Source organism: Porticoccaceae bacterium LTM1 (assembly GCA_030252795.1).
In the GTDB taxonomy this organism is placed as follows: Bacteria; Pseudomonadota; Gammaproteobacteria; order Pseudomonadales; family Porticoccaceae; genus SCSIO-12696.
The window spans coordinates 2219755-2241638 of record CP127080.1 but is presented as its reverse complement, the minus strand read 5'-3'; the positions used below and the strand labels follow the sequence as shown (position 1 = coordinate 2241638).

19 protein-coding genes are annotated in these 21884 nt (G+C 49.1%); 9 read left to right on the top strand and 10 right to left on the bottom strand.

Annotation, left to right across the window (positions count from 1 at the left end; genetic code table 11):
- Nucleotides 1-10 precede the first annotated feature (10 nt).
- From QP938_09815 to QP938_09805, 3 genes are read left to right on the top strand one after another with little or no spacing between them, the layout of a single operon-like run.
- Complete coding sequence (locus QP938_09815; GenBank protein WIO73588.1) at nucleotides 11-1810, top strand: protein kinase; 1800 nt, start codon at nucleotides 11-13, stop codon at nucleotides 1808-1810.
- A gap of 9 nt (nucleotides 1811-1819) precedes the next feature.
- Entirely contained in the window at nucleotides 1820-2248 is a 429-nt protein-coding gene (locus QP938_09810) for a hemerythrin domain-containing protein (GenBank protein ID WIO73587.1), read from the top strand.
- Nucleotides 2249-2252: 4 nt separating this feature from the next.
- Nucleotides 2253-3464: an NnrS family protein gene (locus QP938_09805; protein ID WIO73586.1), complete on the top strand. Its 1212-nt coding sequence runs from the start codon at nucleotides 2253-2255 to the stop codon at nucleotides 3462-3464.
- A gap of 345 nt (nucleotides 3465-3809) precedes the next feature.
- Here QP938_09805 and QP938_09800 read toward each other — a convergent pair whose 3' ends face one another.
- The 3 genes from QP938_09800 to QP938_09790 all read right to left on the bottom strand — a co-directional run bounded on the left by QP938_09800 (nucleotide 3810) and on the right by QP938_09790 (nucleotide 6196).
- Nucleotides 3810-4202, bottom strand: a complete 393-nt coding sequence (locus QP938_09800; GenBank protein WIO73585.1) for a ribonucleotide reductase subunit alpha — start codon at nucleotides 4200-4202, stop codon at nucleotides 3810-3812.
- Nucleotides 4203-4310: 108 nt separating this feature from the next.
- Nucleotides 4311-5192 carry a U32 family peptidase gene (locus tag QP938_09795; protein WIO73584.1) on the bottom strand — a complete coding sequence of 294 codons (882 nt, stop codon included), beginning with the start codon at nucleotides 5190-5192 and terminating at the stop codon, nucleotides 4311-4313.
- Nucleotides 5193-5200: 8 nt separating this feature from the next.
- Complete coding sequence (locus QP938_09790; protein WIO73583.1) at nucleotides 5201-6196, bottom strand: peptidase U32 family protein; 996 nt, start codon at nucleotides 6194-6196, stop codon at nucleotides 5201-5203.
- 322 nt (nucleotides 6197-6518) lie between these two features.
- On the opposite strand from QP938_09790, the gene QP938_09785 reads away from it, so the two are divergent.
- Nucleotides 6519-6878, top strand: coding sequence for an SCP2 sterol-binding domain-containing protein (locus QP938_09785; GenBank protein WIO75652.1), 360 nt, complete (start codon nucleotides 6519-6521; stop codon nucleotides 6876-6878).
- A 211-nt stretch (nucleotides 6879-7089) separates the two neighbouring features.
- Here QP938_09785 and nrdD read toward each other — a convergent pair whose 3' ends face one another.
- A complete protein-coding gene (gene nrdD / locus QP938_09780; GenBank protein WIO73582.1) occupies nucleotides 7090-8898 on the bottom strand; it encodes an anaerobic ribonucleoside-triphosphate reductase in 1809 nt (602 codons plus the stop codon).
- The gene (gene nrdG / locus QP938_09775; GenBank protein ID WIO73581.1) at nucleotides 8882-9355 is read right to left on the bottom strand and encodes an anaerobic ribonucleoside-triphosphate reductase activating protein; all 474 of its coding nucleotides are present in this window, start codon (nucleotides 9353-9355) and stop codon (nucleotides 8882-8884) included. Before nrdG ends, nrdD begins: the two co-directional genes overlap by 17 nt.
- A gap of 121 nt (nucleotides 9356-9476) precedes the next feature.
- On the opposite strand from nrdG, the gene QP938_09770 reads away from it, so the two are divergent.
- Complete coding sequence (locus QP938_09770) at nucleotides 9477-10085, top strand: uracil-DNA glycosylase family protein (protein ID WIO73580.1); 609 nt, start codon at nucleotides 9477-9479, stop codon at nucleotides 10083-10085.
- A 61-nt stretch (nucleotides 10086-10146) separates the two neighbouring features.
- Here QP938_09770 and greB read toward each other — a convergent pair whose 3' ends face one another.
- The 3 genes from greB to yciH are packed head-to-tail and all read right to left on the bottom strand — an operon-like array spanning nucleotide 10147 to nucleotide 12939.
- The gene (greB, locus tag QP938_09765; GenBank protein ID WIO73579.1) at nucleotides 10147-10644 is read right to left on the bottom strand and encodes a transcription elongation factor GreB; all 498 of its coding nucleotides are present in this window, start codon (nucleotides 10642-10644) and stop codon (nucleotides 10147-10149) included.
- A gap of 3 nt (nucleotides 10645-10647) precedes the next feature.
- Nucleotides 10648-12582 (bottom strand): S9 family peptidase, encoded by a 1935-nt coding sequence (locus tag QP938_09760; GenBank protein ID WIO73578.1) that lies wholly within the window; start codon nucleotides 12580-12582, stop codon nucleotides 10648-10650.
- Nucleotides 12583-12615: 33 nt separating this feature from the next.
- Nucleotides 12616-12939, bottom strand: a complete 324-nt coding sequence (gene yciH, locus QP938_09755; protein WIO73577.1) for a stress response translation initiation inhibitor YciH — start codon at nucleotides 12937-12939, stop codon at nucleotides 12616-12618.
- Between the two features lie 411 nt (nucleotides 12940-13350).
- On the opposite strand from yciH, the gene QP938_09750 reads away from it, so the two are divergent.
- The gene (locus QP938_09750) at nucleotides 13351-14157 is read left to right on the top strand and encodes an ion transporter (protein WIO73576.1); all 807 of its coding nucleotides are present in this window, start codon (nucleotides 13351-13353) and stop codon (nucleotides 14155-14157) included.
- 186 nt (nucleotides 14158-14343) lie between these two features.
- Nucleotides 14344-14820 carry a peroxiredoxin gene (locus QP938_09745; GenBank protein ID WIO73575.1) on the top strand — a complete coding sequence of 159 codons (477 nt, stop codon included), beginning with the start codon at nucleotides 14344-14346 and terminating at the stop codon, nucleotides 14818-14820.
- A gap of 232 nt (nucleotides 14821-15052) precedes the next feature.
- On the opposite strand, the gene QP938_09740 is transcribed toward QP938_09745, so the two are convergent.
- Nucleotides 15053-15946, bottom strand: a complete 894-nt coding sequence (locus QP938_09740; protein WIO73574.1) for a hypothetical protein — start codon at nucleotides 15944-15946, stop codon at nucleotides 15053-15055.
- Nucleotides 15947-16525: 579 nt separating this feature from the next.
- Here QP938_09740 and rarD point away from each other — a divergent pair.
- Nucleotides 16526-17440: an EamA family transporter RarD gene (gene rarD, locus QP938_09735; protein ID WIO73573.1), complete on the top strand. Its 915-nt coding sequence runs from the start codon at nucleotides 16526-16528 to the stop codon at nucleotides 17438-17440.
- Between the two features lie 305 nt (nucleotides 17441-17745).
- Here the strand turns inward: rarD and metG are convergent, their stop codons facing one another.
- The gene (metG, locus tag QP938_09730; GenBank protein ID WIO73572.1) at nucleotides 17746-19773 is read right to left on the bottom strand and encodes a methionine--tRNA ligase; all 2028 of its coding nucleotides are present in this window, start codon (nucleotides 19771-19773) and stop codon (nucleotides 17746-17748) included.
- 231 nt (nucleotides 19774-20004) lie between these two features.
- Between metG and QP938_09725 the strand changes: the two genes are divergently transcribed.
- Nucleotides 20005-21828 carry an EAL domain-containing protein gene (locus QP938_09725; GenBank protein ID WIO73571.1) on the top strand — a complete coding sequence of 608 codons (1824 nt, stop codon included), beginning with the start codon at nucleotides 20005-20007 and terminating at the stop codon, nucleotides 21826-21828.
- Nucleotides 21829-21884: the final 56 nt, after the last annotated feature.

Sequence of the window (21884 nt, the reverse complement as noted above, 5' to 3'; positions counted from 1 at the left end):
ACTGCAATTGATGACTCGGCACATGGAAGTGCCGTTTGAATCATCAGCAGAAAACAGGTCCAGAGTCATGAGTGATGTGATCTTTGAACAATCCGATACCCTGAGGTTAGATACCGGGGTTACAAGTTCTGCAGGCATTAAGCAGATCAATGAGGATGACGCTGACTGCGTTGTCCCGGATCACTCATACAAGCTAAACAGCAAAGGTGCCTGTGCAGTAATTGCTGATGGTGTCAGTAGTGCCGAGGCTGGTCGTGAGGCCAGTCAATACTGCATTAAAACCTTTGTCGATGAATACTATAAAACCCCGGACACCTGGTCAGTCAGTCACGCTGGGCAAAAAACGCTTACCACTATCAATCTTAAACTGTTCAAAAAAAGCCACGCTTTCAAACAGGAAGAAAAGGGCTTTTTATGCACATTCTCCGGGTTGGTCATTAAATCCTGCACAGCACATGTTTTTCATGCAGGAGACTCCCGCATCTATCGACTTCGTGATGGAGAGCTGAGCCAGTTAACCCGTGATCACACAGTTAACGTTGGCAAAGGAAGGGCAATTCTGGCGCGGGCTGTTGGCATGGATAACAATCTGCAGATTGATTACTGCCAAAGCGAAATTTTACCGGGAGATCTCTTTCTGCTTACGACCGATGGCCTGCACGACTTTGTGTCTCGCGGCGAGATGGTCAATATGCTCAGCTGTGACTTATCCGCACAGGATGTTGCCAATAAACTGGTAAATACAGCCCTGGAAAGTGGCAGCGACGACAACATCAGCTGCGTGGTAATACGTGTGGTGACCTTACCTAAGGAAACCCGCAACGATTTCAACAGTCGTCTGGTTCGTTTGCCGTTTCCGCCGCCGCTTGACGCAGGTATGAATTTGGATGGTTTTATAGTTGAAAGAGAGATATTTGCCAGTAGTCGAAGTCAGCTCTATTTAGTGACCGATGAAGAGTCTGGACAGCAGATGGTGATGAAAACACCATCCATCAATTATCAGGACGATGCCAGTTATATTGACCGGTTCATACAGGAAGAGTGGATCGGAAAACGAATAAACAGCCCTTATGTTGGCAGGATTATCGAGCAGACACGGCCGCGAAATTTCCTCTACTATCTGATGGAGTATATTCCGGGCATTGGCCTTGATAAGTGGATGGCAAAAAATCCGCAGCCAAAGCCGAAAGTAGCTATCGAAATAGTGAAAAAAATTGCCCTGGCACTGGAGGCGCTGCACGCCAATGATACGATTCACCAGGATTTGAAGCCCGCCAATATACTGGTGGATGAAGACCTGAACGTAAAAGTTATCGATTTTGGTTCTGTTTTTGTTGCCGGTGTGGCCGAGATTTTTGTGCCTCTGGAACATCAGGGGGCTTTGGGTACAGCCAGTTACTCGGACCCGCACTACCTGATGGGGAAGAACAGTGGTGTTCAAGGTGATATCTATGCATTGGCGGCCATCACCTATGAGCTGTTTACTGGCAAGCTGCCCTTCGGCGAGGCGATTGAACAGTGCCGTACACCAATGGATTTTGATCGGCTTCGATATCGAAATGCTTATGAATTTAATCCGCACATACCTGTGTGGTTCGACCGTGCGCTGGAAAAAGGTACGAGCCTCGACCTCGGCTACCGTTACCAAAGCCTGAAAGAGTTTGTTGGTGATCTAACTGCCCCCAATCCCGAGTTTTTGCGGGACGATCCCAAAATCGAACAAAGTCGGGGAGTTTTGTTCTGGCAGGTGATGTTCGGGTTTTGGATCTTGATGTTAATCATCGTAATGATTCTGTTTTCCTCTAGTTGAGAGTTTGTTATGCCAAGTGTAATTTCGAATTTTTTCAGTGCAGACCACGATAGACTTGATAGCTTATTTGCTGCTTTTCAAAAGACTATTCCTGAAAATCCATCAAAAGCGATTGCCTATTTCCGTAAATTCAAAGAAGGGCTTATTCGCCATATTGAATGGGAGGAGGAGCTGTTATTTCCCCGCTTTGAGTCAGCCACAGGTATGTTCAATGCAGGGCCAACAAAGGTTATGGTGCACGAGCATGTGCGAATCAAATCACTGCTTGAAGAGATAGATATGGCTATTGCTGAAGGCGAGGAGTGCCTCACCCCTGTTGAGTCGCTGTTGCAATTGCTTGGTGAACACAATATGAAGGAAGAAAAGATTCTCTATTTTCAATGCGACCGCCTGATTCCCCAGGATGAGATCGATAACATGTTACTTACTTTGGCCTAGTTCTATGCTGATTTTACCTACTGGTGATATTTCCAAGGAGCAGTCTGCAGACTTCAAATGTCCGCTATTTCGGCTCGCATTCCGCCCAATGTTTTTGCTTGGCAGCGCATTCAGTGTGCTCAGTCTGTGGATATGGATTGCGGTATTGCGAGGCGATACCAGTATCGCCCTTTACGGTGGCGGTTTGTGGTGGCACAGCCACGAAATGCTATTCGGGTTTGGTGTCGCAATAGTTACCGGTTTTTTGCTGACAGCCGTGCAGACATGGACAAAGCAGCCGGGAATTAAGGGTTGGTGGTTAATAGGTTTGGTGCTCACTTGGCTGTTGCCTCGAGCACTCATGGTGTTTTCGACAAGCGTACCAATTTGGCTTGTTGTTTTGACAGACCTGATATTTTTGCCACTTGCTGCAGTAGTGTTGATGCGCCCGGTTATTCGTGTCAAACAGTGGCGCAACCTGTTTTTTGGTCCAATCCTGTTGGTGATGACGCTGTTGAATATGGCAATGCACTGGATGGTCTTAGCCAACAATTATCAATATTTGTCGACCATAAATTATGCCGTTGTAATGGTCATGACACTGGTTATGTGCGTTATGGGGGGGCGGGTGTTCCCAATGTTTACCGCCAATGGTACTCGCACTCCAAAAGTTGATCCCATTCCCTGGCTGGAAAAACTGTCAATTGGTAGTGTGGTTTTAAGTGTACTGATTACTTTGGTTCTGCCTGCGGTGTCATCAGAGCTGGCCGCCACAATCTATTTTATTGCGGGGCTCAGCAATGCTGCTCGAGCACTGCGCTGGCGCATATGGGTAACATTTCGTGTGCCTCTGGTTTGGTCGCTGCACCTGAGTTACTGGAGCCTGGCACTCGGATTGGTTGCGCTTGGTATGGCAAAGCTTGGTGTGGGTATTACCACTTCGCAAGCTATTCATGTCATTACAGTAGGTGCCATGGGGGGAATGATCCTGGCGATGATATCCCGTGTGTCACTTGGCCATACTGGCAGAATGATCGTTACCGACTGGCTGATGGGCATGGCCTTCCTGAGTATTACTCTGGCGATGTTGATACGCGTATTTGGTCAGGCGTTGCTTAACGACTACACCCTGGTGCTCACCCTGGCAGTCATTTTCTGGAGTGTGGGATTTGGGCTTTTTCTGCTGCGATATACACCAATTCTTTGTAAGCAACGTACTGATGGTGGACCGGGTTAAATCTGAAACTAGCGAAAGTTTTTGATTCGTTATGTGACAGTCACCCTGAGCGCTTTCCCCACTGTCATCCTGAGCGTAGCGAAGGATCTCTTTTGCAGTATTGAGTATGAGATCCTTCACTGCGTTCAGGATGACACTTATATCGAAAGTAGCTCTTTCCCTGACCTGACAGGTTACGACGATTTGTCAGTTATATGAGGAGTGGCCTGTCAGGTCAGGGAAAGAGCGGGCTTGCTAAATACTTTTGAGCGTTTGCCTGGTATTAAAAAGTTCTACAGGTGGTGCGAATGGCGCACCCTACATGATTACCGGGAAGAAAACAGATCGGTAAAAAAGAATGCCGCACTAGTGCGGCATTATCTCAATCGGATTCTGGTTGCGGTCAAACACAACGTAGCGGTGAATGTTATTTCCAGAGGCTACGTCATTAGTCATTCTATTCAGATACACCTCAGCATCCTCACTGCTTGGAGCTTTGTTATTTTCGCCACTTAATGCGGCAATAAAAACAAAGTCCCATTCCTTATTAATGCTGTCTGCTTCTTTAACCAATTCGTCAAAGCCGGTGATTTCGGAAGGCAACTTATCCACCACCATAGTAGGTGTAATAGTTCCGCTTTTTTCATCCTGTTTTCGGGATTTGCGGGTAATGTCAGTTGATGCAAACAAAAACAGCAGGCGCTGGGGCTCGGGCTGTTCAGAAGTCATGTCTAGCAAATCCTGGAACATTGAAATCATGGTGAGTCCTCTGGCAAATACAGATTGCCATTATAGGAGCTCAGTAATTCATTCGGCGGTTATAACTGGGTAGTGAGGCTACTTACTTGGAGGTATTGTAGAGCCCGATTACTTATTAATCTGATCCATGCCAACTGTTGCGTGCCAATAGCCATTGCAGCGGCGATCAGACCAGATTGGTAAGTGATCATTGGTGTTTAGCGCAGCCCTGAAGTTTTCGATAACAGCTAAATCTTCCAGTTTCGAGATACTGATTCTGGCAATATCGGCCAGTGAATTTAGCGATGCGATATCCTGACGCAAGTCGTATTGATATTGCGACTGCATCTGGATTCCATTCAGGCGAAATAGCGGTTGCCCCTCCTGACTGTTTACTTCCCGACCCTCCGGGTAGTCCATACAACAGAGCCCGCAATCATTTTTACGGCGATCCAGCGAGCGCGCGGTAAAACAACGTGCTGAATAGGAGAGTGGCAGGTAACCGTAGCTGAAAACCTCAACTTCAAATGTATCTCGCCGACTGGCAATGGCTGGATCAGTGAGAATGTCGTGCAGGGATTGCTGTGAGGTCTCCACCGGAGGAATCCAGCGTATAGCCCCCAAATCCAGTAAAAGACTGAGGGCGCGTGCGCTGTAACAGTTGATGGCTGGCCCTATTACAAAAGGCAGTTGATGTTTTGTCAGCCAGTGGACAGCGCTCATATCATTGGCTTCAACCAGAAATTCACCATTGTCGCAGATGCGATTAAGCTCATTGAGTTCAGAGGGAGCCTCCAGCAGTGTCATGCTGGAGAGCACAACCTGTTTACCGGCTGCTGCCAGACGCTGTCCCAATGCAACCCAATCCTTAAGGCGTAGCTCACGGCGTTTACTGCACACCGTTTCACCCAGATAGACAATATCGATGTTGCTGTCGGCAACCTGCTCGTAAAGCGAATCAACATCTTTTTTCGCCCAGAAGTAGAGTAAAGGGCCAAGAGAGACTTTCATGGTTATACCTATTTCCAGGATTTATGAAGTGCGCCCAAAGAGGTCTGGCTACCTTCAGATAGATTGGACAGGGCCTGGTGCATGGCAGGATCTATTTCCGGGGATTTGTCCCTAAGGCAAGCGTCGATCGCCTGACGCCAGATTTGTGTTACCTGTTTTGCATAGGCCGGACTGCGCTGGCGACCTTCAATTTTAATGGATGCAACACCGCATTCGCGTAGCTCAGGCAGAATATCCATAGTATTCAGGCTGGTAGGTTCTTCCATCACGTGATAAAGCTCTTCTCCTACTTCAAAACGCCCTTTACACAGGGTTGGATATCCGGCGGATTCATCTTTTGAGAAGGAATCAATCAATACATCGTTGAGTCTGGATTTCAGGTTTCCCTCAGGGTCATCTTCCCAGGAGACAAATTTAGCCGGCGAGCAGACACCGGCATTGTTAGGGGATTCACCGGTCATATAAGACGAAAGGTAACAGCGTCCTTCCGCCATAATGCAAAGGCTACCAAAACCAAAAACTTCGACCGGAACCGGGCTGACTTTAGCCAACTGTTTGACCTGATGCAGCGACAATACCCGAGGCAGTACCACACGCCGAATATTGAACTGCTCATGGTAGAACGCAATTGCCCCAGCGTTTGTGGCGGATGCCTGGACAGAAAGGTGAACGGGTAACTGAGGGTGTGTCCGATGAAGATAATCCAGCACAGCGATATCCGATGCGATTACGGCATCAATGCCAGAGTTGGCAGCCTGGTCAGCAGCAGCTTGCCATTTTCCCCAGCCTGATGTGGTGGCAAAGGTATTTATTGCTAAATACACTTTTCGGTTTCGCTGATGTACGTAACGAATGCCTTCACACAATTTTTCAGGAGTAAAGTTAAGGCCGCAAAAATGACGGGCATTAGTGTCGTCCTTCATACCCAGATAAACTGCATCGGCTCCCGCATCAACACTTGCCTTTAATGATGCTAGATTTCCAGCGGGGCACAGTAACTCCATAACGGTATTTCCAGGTTGTAACGACAATACTTTTTATGCTGCCACAGCGAACCTTTCCGGAATATTCACATTAAGAGTTAGCGATTTACTCCATAAGTCATAGAGACAAAAAACATTTGGAGCAGTTGCTGGTTTTGTGGAAGTCATCGGGAGAAGATATTCCTTTGAAAATCAGTAAGGGGTATTTATGTGGGAGCTACCGTTGCGAAATCTGCCGGGTTTTACTGCAAAAGTTGTTGCAAGAGTGCCAACCACTGTGCGGATAAAATGTATCGAAGAGTTAATAAATCACGTTTTGAAGCAGCCGCTTAATCGTGGAGAGATGGCTTTTCTGGAAGGGAAATGGTTTTCCCTGCAGGTAACGGATGCTGAATTAGAGGTGGCTTTTACTGTAGATAACAGCCAGATACGGTGCAGCAACCAAAAAAACTACGATGTTCAATTTTCTGCTGAATCTTCAGATTTAGCGCAACTAGCCTGCAAGCTGATAGATCCGGACACCTTGTTTTTCAGGAGAAGGCTGGTAATACGAGGTGATACCGAGCTGGGGCTTGCCATCAAAAACCTGATTGACGACATTGAGTTGACCAGCTTGCCGGTATGGGCCGAATGGCCATTGACGCAGTTCTCCCGATATTGTGAACGGAATAATTCCCGTGATTTTTCGGCAGGCAGGCCCTAATTAGTGCACATTCGGAAACTGACGCCATTCCCGCGAAGGCGGGAATCCATTAAGCTATTTCCTTCGAAAAACCTGGATTCCCGCTTTCGCGGGAATGACGCTTTGTACTTTTAGCAATGTTTCCGGACAGACACTAATTAACAGGTCTATCTGAGTAAAACAGAGAGGCTGTCTCCAGAAACCGGCTTCTGGAGACAGCCTGACTTTTTAATCAGGCCACTTCTCGTGGTGTTTCAGCACTTGAGCTCTGGCGGTGATAATGGCGTAAGGCGTGTTCTTTTCTGCGACCTTCACTGAAAGCTGAGACACGTTTGAGATAGCCGATAACCCGGGTTCCGTAATCTATATCGTCAGATCCACAGTGGGAGCAAGCTGGCAATGTCCTCTTGTCGATATGCTCGCAATCATTACAGATAGTAATTTTGACGTTAATACAGAAATAGTTGCATCCGGCACGGGCTGCTACATTGAGTAGATTGAGTGCATTTTGTTGCGTCAGTGACTCCTCCAGATTCAAGTGCAATGCAGAGCCACCATCCAGGTACTCGGTAAACTCCTTGCCATGCAGGATAAATTTATCCAGGTGGTTGATATTGTCATCTTCTACCAGATAGAAGTAGGAGTTGTAACAGTCCCGATTGACTTTATAGCCGTCTTTTTTATCCCACTTGGCATTTTTGACACCCAGATTCTCAGCCGGTACAAATTCGGTATTAAACATGTAACCGAATTCAGTAGCAGCATCCCGATTGGCCTTGTAGATTTCGTGAAGATTGTTTTGAACAAAGTCTTTATATTGGGTGTTGTTACCAACAGTAATCCCCTGGGATTCTGCAGCCTCCGGCAGGCCATTCACACCGACAGTCAAAAACTGCTTGTCCAGGCTAATAAACCCTGCGTCGTACACCGTCAGAGCATTGTAAGCCTGGTACTCTTCCATCAGCTTGCGGTAGGCCACCTGATATTTGTTGACCTTACACACTTCACTGTAAACATCTCGGCCATCCTGAATCAGCCGGTTCATATTGATCGTCATCACATTGACTGAACCGGTAGATACACCGCCAGCTCCCAGCGTGTAGGAGAACGTGTTGTCACTGATTTCATTGCGCAGGCGACAGCAGGAGGCCAGCGAATCGGCTTTGTCCGACTGGTAGACAAAAAATGAACTTCCTTCGCTGAAGGACTTGGCGCAAACAGTGGCGAACTCTTGATCTTTTACTTTTCCGTCTTCTGTCAGCATTGCTGCAGTGACTACAGGAAAGGTCAGTACAGCTTTACTGCGCTCTTTATTAAACCAGTTGAGGAAGTGACTTTGCAGGGCACTGATTGTCTGCCAGTTTGGCTTCGACATATCGGGGAAAACAAATTCACCGAACATGGCATCGAAGTAATATTTATCGTACAGCGAGATATTCCAGAATACACTCTGATAGCCTCTCGCTGCCGCAGGCTGGTTAAGAGCGTAGACCACATGCTGGAGATGATTTTCGATAACTTTGGTGTGTGTAAGAAGGTACTCCTCGCCATAGTCTTTCCGCGCGAAATAATCGAAATAGGTCAGGAATTCCACGGTTGCGACCGCCCCGGCAAACTGTGAGCTGATGGCAAATACCAGATTGACAAAGCTGCCACAAAACGATTCCAGGTGTTGTGGTGCCTGGGATTCTCCACCGAGTTTGGTGAGGCCATCCAACAGAAATGGATACATGGTAATTGAGGCGCAGTAGGGCTTCAGGCTGGTTTCGTCATGGACGTAGATTTCATGGTCCTCAATCTGGCGGATATATTCTTTGGCCAGATCATCGCCAAACAGCGAAGAAATTTTATTGGCGATCAAAGCCCGGTTTACCTGGATGAAATAGTCCTTCATCAACTCGGATTCCAGCGTGGCAATGTTTTTTTGGGTCACATTGGCATTGGCGTCCATCTTTGCACCATCGGCGGCGTTGGCGGCACTGAAATAGCTTGTTATGAAGTCGAGTTTTTCCTGAATGTGTTGTTTACTGAGCGCTAACATGATTTCTCTCCTGAAATTTATGGTTGAGCGATTGTCCAGATTTCACATCGATAAAAAGCTGGTTGGTAGTAGGCGACGAAAGCCCTCCCAGACGGGCGTCCCAGGATCCGGTTTTGACAAAATCGAGGTGTTCAATGAGGTCTTCAGCAACCTTAGGTTGGCCGGTATACAGGCAGGTTTTCAGACCGCGTTCACGGATAAGTTGCAGGTGTTCTTTCAGTATTTGCGGCTGCCATTCGCCGCCAAAGAAGAGCACACAGCTGATGAACCCCTGATAACGGTTCAGGTATTCGAGCAGTCTGTCTCGTGTCAGTGGCCTGCCAATGTTCGCATTCCATGTCTCGGCACTGTGACAGCCCTTGCAGCGAAGCTGGCAGCCGGTGATGGTGAAAGCCAGGCTGATATGGTCTGGCACTTCCTGGAACACGATGTCTGATCGAGCGTAATTGAAATTCATAACAAACACTATATGTTGTGTTTTATTTTTGTTTTAACACAATATATGCTTTTCTGGGTGAGTGATTGATCTGGATCAATCAGGTAGTATTGGCAGCGCTGTTGTGGAGTTGGAGGTAATCGTGACCAGTTCAAACATTCCCCTGCGACAACTGCTCGACGAGGTGCGAGCCTGCCAGCATTGCGCTGATTTGCCACTGGGGCCAAATCCGGTGGTTCAGCTTTCCTCCTCTGCCAAACTGCTTATAGTCGGGCAAGCTCCGGGAACCAAGGTGCATAACACGGGTATCCCCTGGAATGATCCCAGCGGTGATAACTTGCGTGAATGGATGGGGATTACTCGTGAGCAGTTCTACGATGAACAACAGGTGGCAATCATGCCAATGGGTTTTTGCTACCCTGGTAAAGGGCGTTCCGGTGATTTACCACCGCGCCCGGAGTGCGCGCCACATTGGCATCAACGCTTGCGAGATCAACTGCCAAATATAGAGCTGACTCTTCTTGTGGGGCAGTACGCGCAACGCTATTACCTGCCTGAAGATGGCCACCAGACCCTTACGGATAGAGTGAGTCACTGGCAGGAATATCTGACGTCAGGTTTCCTTCCCCTGGTGCATCCTTCTCCGCGAAATCGCCTTTGGCTCAAGCGCAATCCCTGGTTTTTAGAGGAGCTGGTGCCGGAGTTGCAGCACAATATTAAAAGGGTGCTGGATTTTAATACTGTTAAATAATGGGTATTTGTCATCCTTCGCTGCGCTCAGGATGACAGTGGTCGGTAAAAATTTAGTGGGCCTACTGATAGCGAATTTCAGTAATAATCAATTCCTGTTCTCCCGTGGGAGTATGTACGATAACCTCATCATCCAGATTTTTCCCCAATAGTGCCTTTGCCATCGGTGAATCTACACTGATGTAATTTTGTTTGGGGTCCAGTTCATCAGCGCCGACGATACGGTAGGTCTTCTCAATACCGCCTTCGTCCTCGATCGTTACCCAGGCACCAAAAAATACCTTGTCCTGATTTTCCGGAATACGATCAACAACGGTGACTTGTTCAAGACGCTTGCTCAGATAACGCACTCGGCGGTCAATTTCACGCAGGCGTTTTTTGCCGTAGATGTAATCGCCGTTCTCCGAGCGATCGCCATTTTTTGCCGCTTCCTGAACGGTGGCAGTCACTTCCGGGCGCTCGACTTTCCAGAGCTGCTTTAACTCAGCCTCCAGTCGGGCAGCGCCTTCGGCAGTGATGTACGGGGCGCTTCTGGGTTGTGGGGGACGATAGCGGCCCATTATCTACTCCGCAAAATTCTCAATGTGGATGGGCTCAACCGGCTCGGCCAGTTCAAACCCAAAAATGCGACTGTAAAAATAAAGCTCGGAATCGTAAGCGCGAATAATGTTTTCCGCCTTGCGGAAACCGTGGCCTTCTCCAGTCAGCGGTACATAGGCCACCGGTATCTGTTTTTCGTTTAGCGCGGAGATCATGGTCTCTGCCTGTGAGGGCGGAACTACTTTGTCGTCCAGACCCTGAAGGAAAATCACCGGGCTGGCCAGTTGGTCAATATGGTTTATCGGGGAGCGCTCAATGTAGGTGGCTTTGGTTTCCGGGTAGGGGCCAACCATGGAGTCAATGTAGCGCGACTCAAATTTGTGGGTCTCTTCTGCCAGCAGTTCCAGATCGCCGATACCGTACAGGCTGGCACCGGCTTTAAAGGTGTCGTGAAAGGTGAGTGCCGCCAGCACGGTAAATCCGCCAGCGCTGCCGCCGCGAATAGCCATGCGTTCCCGGTCGACAATGCCCTGATCCGCTAAAAACTGTGCACCGTTTACGACATCTTCAACATCTGCAATTCCCCAGTTGCCATTCAGGGCCTCGCGATATTCGCGACCATAGCCGGTACTGCCGCGGTAGTTCACGTCCAGCACTGCAAACCCGCGGCTGGCCCAGAATTGCGCTTTAAAGTTGAGTGCAGTGCTGGTGGCAGCAGTTGGGCCGCCATGACACATTACCATCAGGGGGGGCAATTCGCCTTCGGGCGCCTGGTAACCTGAATTGGCGGGGCGATAAAGCACAGCGTGGGCGGTGCTGTTATTACCGCTCGGGAAGCTTATGGGTTCTGGAGTAGTGAGGTATTCACTGGCGAATGGAAGCTCTTTTGAGCCATAACATACGTCTACGGTGCCATTAGTTAAGCGAGCGACGGCGGGTGCGGTTTTAGAGGAGCCGCCAATAAAATAGGCTTCACCTTTTGCACAGTGCATGGCGGATATATCGCTGTAAGGGCTGTGTATATCAGTCAGGGACCCGCTGTTAAGGTCAATGGTGGCAAGTTGCCAGAGGCCATTCTGGGTGTAGCAGCAGGCGATAGTTTCACTGTCCATAAAGCCGTAAGTGGACATGCCAAATACCCATTGGGGAGTGGCGAATTCGGCATCCATGGGGCAGATCGCTGTCGTTTCTCCATTGGCTTCGAGTCTGTAGATATTCCACCAGTTGCTGCGATCGGAGACAAAGTAGAGTTGGCCGTTGGGGGACCACTGAGGTTCGAAAATAGATTCTTTTTTACCACCGGCAACACAGCGAGCTTCACTGAGGGAGTTGTTCAGGTCGGCTAACCAGAGTTCGGTGCCATCCCAGGGCATTTGTGGGTGGTACCAACAGAGCCAGCTCAGCTTTTTACCGTCCGGGCTGATGCGTGGATTGGAGTAGAAGTCGGCTCCTGAAACCAGGGTTTGTATCTGCTGGGAGCCATCCAGCGGAATTGCGACCAGAGAGTTGGTGGGCTCATGGTCGTTTTTGCTGTGGTCTTCGCAAACGGCTATCAGGCTATTACCAGTGGTATCGAGGCATAAATCGGCGAACCGTTGCGCGCTGTTGGCCGGAGTCATTGGCGCTGGTGCCGATTTGTCGCTATTTAAATCCAGCCGATAAACCCTTTGGTCTTCGGCGTGACAGAAGTAGAGCACACCCTCTGCCACCAACCAGGCCCCGCCACCATATTCGTGCACTTTGCTGTGGGCGCTTAGTGGTGCAGCTAATACGTCCTCAATGATGCCATCGCTATTGCGTCGCATAACCACGCTTCGGCCAGACTCCCAGGGGCGGGACTCCTGCCAGTAGAGGTAGTCGCCATCTGTTTGTGGAGCATCCAGACTGGGTGCCGCCTGGGTAATTAACTCAGGGGTAATGGGGGACTTCCAGGAGCCGTAGGGAGCGATCTGTTTCATGGTTATATCGTGCCTGTTTATCTATGTCAGTTATCAGCCGCCAGCGATTTTGACAGTGTGACCCATTTTTTCCAGCTCTGCCTTGATCTTGTCTCGGGCATCACCCTGTATCTCGATTACGCCATCTTTGACGGAGCCGCCTGTGCCGCACAGTTGTTTTAGTCGTTTGGCCAGGGTTTTCAGTTCGGCGTCGGTAAGGTCAAGACCGGTGATTAACATTACGCCCTTGCCTTTTCGGCCTTTGGTTTCACGATGAATGCGAACAATGCCATCGCCTTTGGGGCGTGGCTGGGAGGCGGTTTCCTCTTGGATTCTGCCTTTATCGGTGGAGTACACCAGACGGGAGTTTTTGCTCATAACGATTATCTAGATAAGTGATTTAGTGTCGACAGGGCCAGGAGGTTAATTGTCCAGTAGCGAGCGGTACAATTCAATCAAGCTATACATTTTATCTGGCACATAATGAGCTGACTTTGGGGACAAGAGCGCGACGATTTGTGGGTATTATGAGGAGTGCTCTTGTCCCCAAAGTCAGCGGGGCCAACACGCCAGACTTGCCATTAGTGGAGTCCGCTCTTTCCGTATCCTGACAGGCCGCTCCTCATATACCCACAAATCGTCGCAACCTGTCAGGCTACGGAAAGAGCTACTTTGGGTAATTCTGTCATCGCTTGACCGAGCGAAGAGGGGGGGGCAAATTTAGGCTGCTAACTGCTATTTAACGGTGGTAGTGTACAATTCATAAAAAATAACCAAGTAGAAAAGGATATGCCTGACACCAATCTTCGCCAACGACTAAATACCGTTATTTTCGGTACCGATACTCCCGCTGGCCAGCGTTTTGACATGATTCTGATCTGGGCCATCCTGATCAGTGTGGTAGCGGTGATGATGGATTCGGTGGATGAAATCAATCAACAGCATGGCGACCTTTTCTACGCCATGGAGTGGGGCTTTACGGTGATGTTCACGATTGAATATCTCACTCGTATCTATTGCTCCCCACGACCACTCAAATATATTTTCAGTTTTTACGGCTTTGTGGATTTGGTGTCGATATTGCCTACCTACCTTGAGTTGGTCCATCCAGGTGCGAATTCCTTCCTGGTGATTCGCCTGTTACGGGTGTTGCGAATATTCAGGGTATTGCGTCTGATCCGCTTTATGTCGGAAGGGAATATTCTCTTGCGATCCATGTATCAATCACGTCGCAAGATTTTAATTTTCTTTTTTGGCGTTTTGGTACTTAGTACGATTTTTGGCACTTTGATGTTTCTGGTAGAGGGGCCCAATAACGGTTTTACCAGTATCCCCAAAAGTATCTATTGGACCATTGTGACTATCACGACCGTGGGCTACGGGGATATTACTCCTCACACTGTGCTGGGACAGGTAATCTCAACCGCAGCAATGTTGACCGGCTACTCGATTATTGCCATTCCGACGGGGATTCTGACCGCCGAACTGGCGACCGAGATGCAGCGCGATCGTATTGGTCGAAGCTGCACTGGCTGTAAAAAATCCGGTCACGACCGGGATGCAGTACACTGTAAATTCTGTGGCAATAAACTCTAGCAGATTGTTGAAAAACTACCTGCGTTGCCACTGCGGCGTTAAAAACAGGCTCAAGATGCTCATTTACTACATGTAAACTCCGCTCTTTCGCCTGTTTTTGCCTTGCATTGGCTGCCTCGATAACGTTTTTCGACAACCTGCTAGGGCCTGTTAACACTAATTCCTTTATAACCAAGAGAGATCAATATGAGCATTCAAGTAGGCGATAAAATTCCTTCCGCTACCCTGAAAACAATGGGAGCCGAAGGTCCGGCTAACATCACCACCGACGAAATCTTTGCCGGTAAAAAAGTGGTTCTGTTTGCAGTACCCGGTGCCTTTACTCCAACTTGTGATGTGGCTCACCTGCCGGGCTTTGTGGTTAATGCGCCGGATATTAAGGCCAAGGGCGTTGACACTATTGCCTGTATGTCAGTAAACGATGTGTTTGTAATGAATGCCTGGGGCAAGTCCCAGAATGCTGAAGAGATCCTGATGCTGGCCGATGGCAATGCCGAGCTGACCAAGGCAATGGGGCTGGAGCTGGATGCCTCCGGTTTTGGTATGGGTACACGCTGCAAGCGCTTTGCCATGATCGTGAATGACGGTGTGGTTGAGCTGCTGAATATCGATACTAAAGAGTTTGGTGGCAGCAGTGCTGAAACGGTAATGGCTGCTCTCTAAGAGTTACCAGCTAGTGAATCCCCCTGTGTATACAGGCAATGTAGTTCACTTAAGAAATATCGTCATTCCCGCGTAGGCGGGACTAAGCATTGAGCGCCGGAGGCGATAATCCACCATTTCGAGTGCTTTTCGAAATGGATCCCCGCCTACGCGGGGATGACAAGTACTTCCGATAACTTAAGTGAACAGCATTACTGTGTATACAGGGAGATTTTTCAGTTTTTTGAGTTAATCATTTAAGAATGCCAAACCAGGCTTCTTCTTTCCGCAAGTCCATCACCACAACTTCATCAAAGAAGGGCGCATTGCCAATAAGTCCTTCGGTCTTTATCGCATTGTGCTCAAACCGCTTGGGTTGTTCTGCAATAAAGTGAACCATTGGTTGTTCAGCCACAAATGAGCCAAATGCCAGCTGTGTGGTCAATGGTGCCCCGATGGTTGTTACCACTCGATCATGAGACCAGCCACTGATTTGCAGGTTATCCGACTCATTCCCCTGACGTCCGGTCAGGTGTTGCCAATTTGTTTTATCAACCAGTAGTTCATAGAGGCTGGCGCCGGTATCGAAAAAAAGGTCGTCATTAATATCTCCCGCCAGCTTTGAGATCAGGAACAGTTTTCTGGATCGAATTTCAGCCGGGACCAAGTGCATCTGCAGGCGGTGCTGTTCGAATTGTTCCGTCGAGATTTGGCAGATCTGCTGGTTTGGGTAATCAATTCGAATAATTTTTCCAATTAATGCCTGTAAACCAATGCGACCGCTCACAAGGCTGGTAGGCCATGGCATGCGGTGGAATGGCTGCCTGCCAAGGTCAAGCTCACCAACCTTTAGGTCAATGGTTGTGATGTCATAACCATACTCATTTCGATTTGTGGTCAGATCTTTGAAAGCGCCAAGGTATAACCCGCTAACATCAGAGCCGGTATCGAATTGGAGCTTTGTCTTTCTGCCAGCCACATTTGCTGTGACGACCATGGCAGCTTTTTCTGCGCCATCGACGTCGGTTATCCATTCAAAGGATGTGCAATTGCCCTTGTTGCCTTCAACTAGGTCCGTCTGGGCAGTAGCGATGCCACAGATCCCTGAAACAAGTAGAGCGATAAATCTGGTAAAGAGTCTTTGCATTACTGGATGGTGCTGGGGTTTTGGGAATGGACAAGACTATCATTTATCTTGATGTTTTGTGAAAACAAGGGCGAACCCGGTCCCCCAAGTTCGCCTATTTTTATTGTTGTGGCGCGTCCTTCGCCTGGTTGTTGTTATGTCCATTCTTTATGAAAGTAATGGAATTTGGTGCCACAACCGGCTCTTGCCAGGCAATTTGGACTCAAGCAACGAGCAAGAGTGAGCCATAGAGAGCCGGCCGCGACATTGACTGTTGAGGGTTTTCATCTGTGGGTGTGGCTGTTATTTCGACGTCCCCGAATACCCTTATCTTTATTAGCGGCCAAACTTAATCCAGCAGAGGTTTTTCTGCAAATCACGGCTGTGGGTACAAGTTGTGGATAACTTGTGAGGTAGCTGTGTTGTAAGTGCCTGCTATCAGTTAGGGCTCCATGCTGGAAGGAGTCTGTGTGAGACGATTTTTATTAGAATTAATAGGCATAAACGGTATCTGTTTATATGCATTTCTGAAAATATCAGGCGTAATTCGGCTATCTTGGCTAAAATCCGTGTTCTTTTTATTTGTTGTAAGGAATGGTTATGCCTTCAATGGTTTCTAGTGGATCACTGAGCCGTCAGGGTTTGTATTTTGCATTTGCTGCCTTCGGCATGTGGGGGCTTGTTCCTATCTATTTTAAGGCGGTGGCGGATGTAACGGCGCTTGAGGTGCTGGCGCATCGTGTTATCTGGTCGGTTGTTTTCCTGAGTGGTGTGATTTGGGCTACTGGCCGGGGAGCCGCCTTTTACCGGTTGCTGCTGTCCCCCAAATCGTTGGCAATGTTGTCTCTGTCGGCATTGTTGATTGGTTTGAACTGGCTGGTGTTCATCTGGGCGGTATCACATGATCGAATTCTGGAAACCAGCCTGGGATATTTTATTGGCCCTCTGGTCAGTGTGTTTTTGGGGACGCTGTTTCTCGCGGAGCGCCTTCGAGGCTTACAGTGGATTGCCGTAGGATTGGCCGCCTTGGGGGTGCTGAATCAGGTTATTCACCTGGGCTATCTCCCTTGGGTAACGCTATCCCTTGCTTTCAGTTTCAGTATTTACGGGTTTGTGAGAAAGCGTTTGGGTGTCGATTCGACTTTGGGTTTGAGTGTTGAAACCTTGTTGATGTTGCCTCTGGCGGCGGGTTATTTGTGGTGGTTACATTCAAGCGGTGAAATGCAGTTTTATTTTACCGGCGCTTCTATCAGTTGGTTGCTGGTGGCGGCAGGGTTGGTGACCAGTTTGCCTTTGATTTGTTATGCCAGTGCTGCGAATTTGTTGCCACTTTCTATTTTGGGGTTAACCCAGTACATCACGCCGAGTACGACCTTTGTTTTGGCGATTGTGGTGTATAACGAAGCGTTTGATCCGGGGCAATTGCTGACTTTTTGTTTTATTTGGGCAGGACTGGTGGTGTTGACGGTTGAGGGGTGGCGACATCAGCGGCGGCTTTTAAGGAAGCCTGTTTGATTACCTGATGTTAGTCGTTGGTACGATTCAGGGGCTATAGCAATTGTCATCCTGAGCGAAGAGAAGGATCTTGGGCTTATGGATATATTCGACTGCCAGTAGCGACTCCGCTCGTTCCGTAGCCTGACAGGCCACTCCTCATATACCCACAAATCGTCGTGACCTGTCAGGCTACCGAAAGAGCTACTTTGGTTGGCCTTATGTCACTCTGGGTGCAGAGAAAACAAAAGCAGACAGTGTGCGGATGGTGACAATTTCAAATAAAAAACGGAGCCAATTGGCTCCGTTTTTTTGATCAACTTTGATCAGGTCACTCGCTGACCCGGTTCAGCACCGGAGTCCGGAGAGAGCAGGTAAATGCCTTTCTTGTCGCCAGATGCCAAGACCATTCCTTCGGAGAGGCCAAAGCGCATTTTTCTTGGTGCCAGGTTGGCGACCATTACGGTCAGGCGGCCTTCGAGGTCTTCGGGCTGGTAGCTGGATTTGATGCCTGAGAAGACGTTGCGTGTTTTGCCTTCGCCGATATCAAGGGTCAGCTGCAGCAGCTTGTCGGCGCCTTCAACGTGATCCGCTTTTACGATTTTGGCGATGCGTAAATCTACTTTGATAAAGTCGTCAAAGCTGATTTCGGCTGCCAGTGGTTCGTCGGCCAATGGGCCAGCTACTTTGGTATTTTCGGCGTTAGCCGCTTCTGCAGCTTGTTTTTCCGCTTCCACGATGGCGTCTACCTTTTCTTTTTCGATGCGTTGCATCAGTGGTTTGAATTTGTTGATTTCGTGGCCCAGCAGTGGCTGCAAGCCTTTGCTCCACGATAAAGAGTCGTTGAGGAACTCTTCTGACTGCTCGGCCATCGCCGGCAATACCGGTTTCAGGAACAGCATCAGGGCGCGGAACATGTTGATGCCCAGCGAGCAAATGGCCAGTACTTCGGTTTCTTTGCCTTCTTCTTTGGCCAGTTTCCACGGCTCTTTGGCGGCGATGTATTCGTTGGCGGCGTCAGCCAGGGCCATGATTTCGCGCATGGCTTTGCCGAACTCGCGTTGTTCGTAGAGTTCAGCAATGGTTGGCTCGGCATCGACGAATTTCTGCCACAGTTGTGGCTCGACGATGTTATCGGCAAGTTTGCCACCGAGTTTTTTCACAAAGCCGGCGCAGCGGCTGGCGATATTGACTACTTTGCCGACCAGGTCTGAGTTCACTCGCAGTACAAAGTCGTCGAGGTTGAGATCCAGGTCGTCGACACCGCTGGTCAGCTTGGCAGCGTAGTAATAGCGCAGCGGCTCTGGCGGCAGGTGGTCGAGGTAGGTGCGGGCATTAATAAAGGTGCCGCGGGACTTGGACATTTTCTTGCCATTGACGGTCACAAAGCCATGGGCACACACCTTGGTCGGGGTGCGGAACTGGGCGCTGGACAGCATTGACGGCCAGAACAGGGCGTGGAAGTTGATGATGTCTTTGCCGATAAAGTGGTAAAGCTCGGCATCGGAGTCAGCCTTCCAGAACTCGTCAAAGTTCAAACCTTCGCGCTCACACAACACTTTAAAACTGGCCATGTAACCGATTGGCGCGTCCAGCCAGACGTAGAAGTATTTGCCTGGTGCATCGGGGATTTCGAAACCGAAGTAGGGTGCATCGCGGCTGATGTCCCACTCTTGCAGACCGGAATCGAGCCATTCACCAAGTTTATTGGCTACTTCGCCTTGCAGGTGGCCGGCGCGGGTCCACTCTTTCAGGAAGTCGCTGAACTCCGGCAGTTTGAAGAAGTAGTGGGTGGACTCTTTTTCAATTGGAGTGGCACCAGAGATGGCAGACACCGGGTTGATCAGGTCGGTGGGCGAGTAGGTAGCGCCACAGGCTTCACAGTTGTCGCCGTACTGATCCGGGGTTTTGCACTTCGGACAAGTGCCCTTGATGTAGCGGTCCGCCAGGAACAGATTCTTTTCCGGATCAAAAGCCTGCTTGATGTCACGTTGGGCAATGTGGCCGTTGTCACGCAGACGGGTGTAAATCAGGTTCGACAGCTCGCGGTTCTCCTCCGAGTGGGTGGAGTGGTAGTTGTCAAAAGCGATTTGGAAGTCGGCAAAATCTTTCAGGTGCTCCTGCTTGATATTGGCGATGTGCTCTTCCGAGCTGATGCCGAGTTGTTCGGCTTTCAGCATGATGGACGTGCCGTGGGCATCGTCGGCGCAAACGTAGTAGCACTCGTGACCGCGCAGGCGCTGGAAACGGGTCCAGATGTCGGTCTGGATTGCTTCCATCATATGGCCGAGGTGAATGGAGCCGTTGGCGTAGGGAAGGGCACTGGTTACGAGGATCTTGCGACGTTCTGACATTAATGGATGTTCCGACGTTGAATTTACCTGGAGATGGTGTCAATTAGCGGCTTAATGAGCCTTGGACACCGCAATAAGGGGCGCAACTATAGCGCTTTTCGAGGTCAGATTCATCACCGGGTTAGGCCGTGTGTTGGCGAGATACCAATTATCGTCATAAAGTTGTCTTAATCTAGGAAGGAAGTGAAGAGTAGCTCTCAGTTCGATGGAGATACCAGACAGGATGTAAATATGAATTTTGATCAGGGATTAGCTGATACTAACCGCCAGGGTATCGAACCAGGTAGTTTGCAGGCAGAATTAATTCAATGTCCTGCCCTGCAGGATATCTTTAAGGCGGTCATTGATGCCGCTGAATCGGTTTGGGATATGCGCTGTTCAATCCTGATCCTGGATCCTGCCCATGGCACTTTGCACCATGCCTCTGCTCCCAGCCTGCCCAAACAATATATTGATGCTATCAATGGTGAGTCAATTGGCGACTCTGCGGGTAGCTGTGGAACAGCGGCCTTTCGAGGCGAGCTGGTCATCGTTGAGGATATAGAAAGCGACCCGCTGTGGGCCAACTACAAGGAGTTCGCCCTTTCTTTCGGGCTCAAGGCCTGTTGGTCAACGCCAATTTTCAGCTCTACGGGATCTGTCCTGGGTACCTTTGCCTGCTATTTCGACCAGATGAAACCTCCTGATCAAAAGCAGCTTAAATTCATGGAGTCGGTTGGCAAAACCTTGGCTATCGCCATTGAACAGCGTCAGTTACATCATGTGGTGACGCAACTGTCACATTTTGATCCTTTGACGGGGTTACTCAATCGTAGGGCGTTTAAGCAGCACCTTCATGAGCAAATGCAATCCCAAGAAGGGGTTGCGTTGTTGTTTCTTGATTTGGATATGTTCAAAAAAGTGAATGACACTTTTGGGCACGAGGTGGGTGACCGGATTTTGAAAAAAATCAGTACCCGTTTCAATTCGTGTGTTGCCGGCCGAGGAGTATTGGCAAGAATTGGAGGTGATGAGTTTACCGTTGTTATCAGCGGCCCAGATACCGCATCCGAAGCAGCCGTTTTGGCAAGAGAGCTGATCTCACTGGCTTCGGTGCCAATTGAGTGCCAGAACAAAGTGGTTCAACTGGGGGTGAGTGTAGGGGTAGCGATAGCGCCAATCCACGGGATGGAGACATCGCTGTTGATGAAGAATGCTGATATAGCGCTCTATAAGGCCAAGCAGGGCGGGCGTAATCAGGTGTGTTTATTTGAGCCATCCATGAGTCAACAGCTTCAAGAGCGACTAAGTCTGGAGGCTGAGCTGCACCACGCCTTTATGGATAGTCAATTGACGGTTTACTATCAGCCGCAGGTCGATGCAAATTCCCGGGATATTGTGGGCGTAGAAGCGCTGGTTCGTTGGCAACACCCGAATCATGGTTTATTGACTGCCGGGGATTTTATTTACTGTGCGGAAGATAGCCACCTGATTATTGATCTCGGATTATGGGTTTTAGAGAAGGCTTGTCAGCAGGTGGCGGATCTGTGTCGAAAAAACAGCCTTTCAATTAACCTTTCCGTGAATGTTTCCTCATCCCAGCTATACAGTCACAACTTTATAACTTCTGTCACTGACGTTCTTAACAGAACGGGGCTGTCCTCTTCCCAGCTGATTCTTGAGATCACCGAAGGCGCCATTGTTGACGAACTGGATCTGGCCATGCCTGTGCTGAAGAGCCTGTGCAGCCTGGGGGTTCGATTCTCGATTGATGATTTTGGTACCGGTTACTCTTCCCTGAGTTATCTCAAGTTTCTTCCGATCAGTGAAGTAAAAATTGATAAAACGTTTGTGAGTGGTATCCCAAATGACAATTTTGATTCAGAGATTTGCTGGACAGTAATCGGGATTGGCAAGAACCTCGGCCTGACTATTGTTGCCGAAGGTGTCGAAAACCAGAGGCAGTGGCAGATTCTGCAGGATATGGGATGCCCGGTTTTACAGGGGAATTTATTTTCTCCGGCTGTACCTTTTGAGCTGTTTGAGTCCATATTGATGGAATCAATCAACCACTGACATCCAGGTTTCAATCAGTGTAAGATCCAGTCTACCCGCTTTAGCGGGTTTTTCTA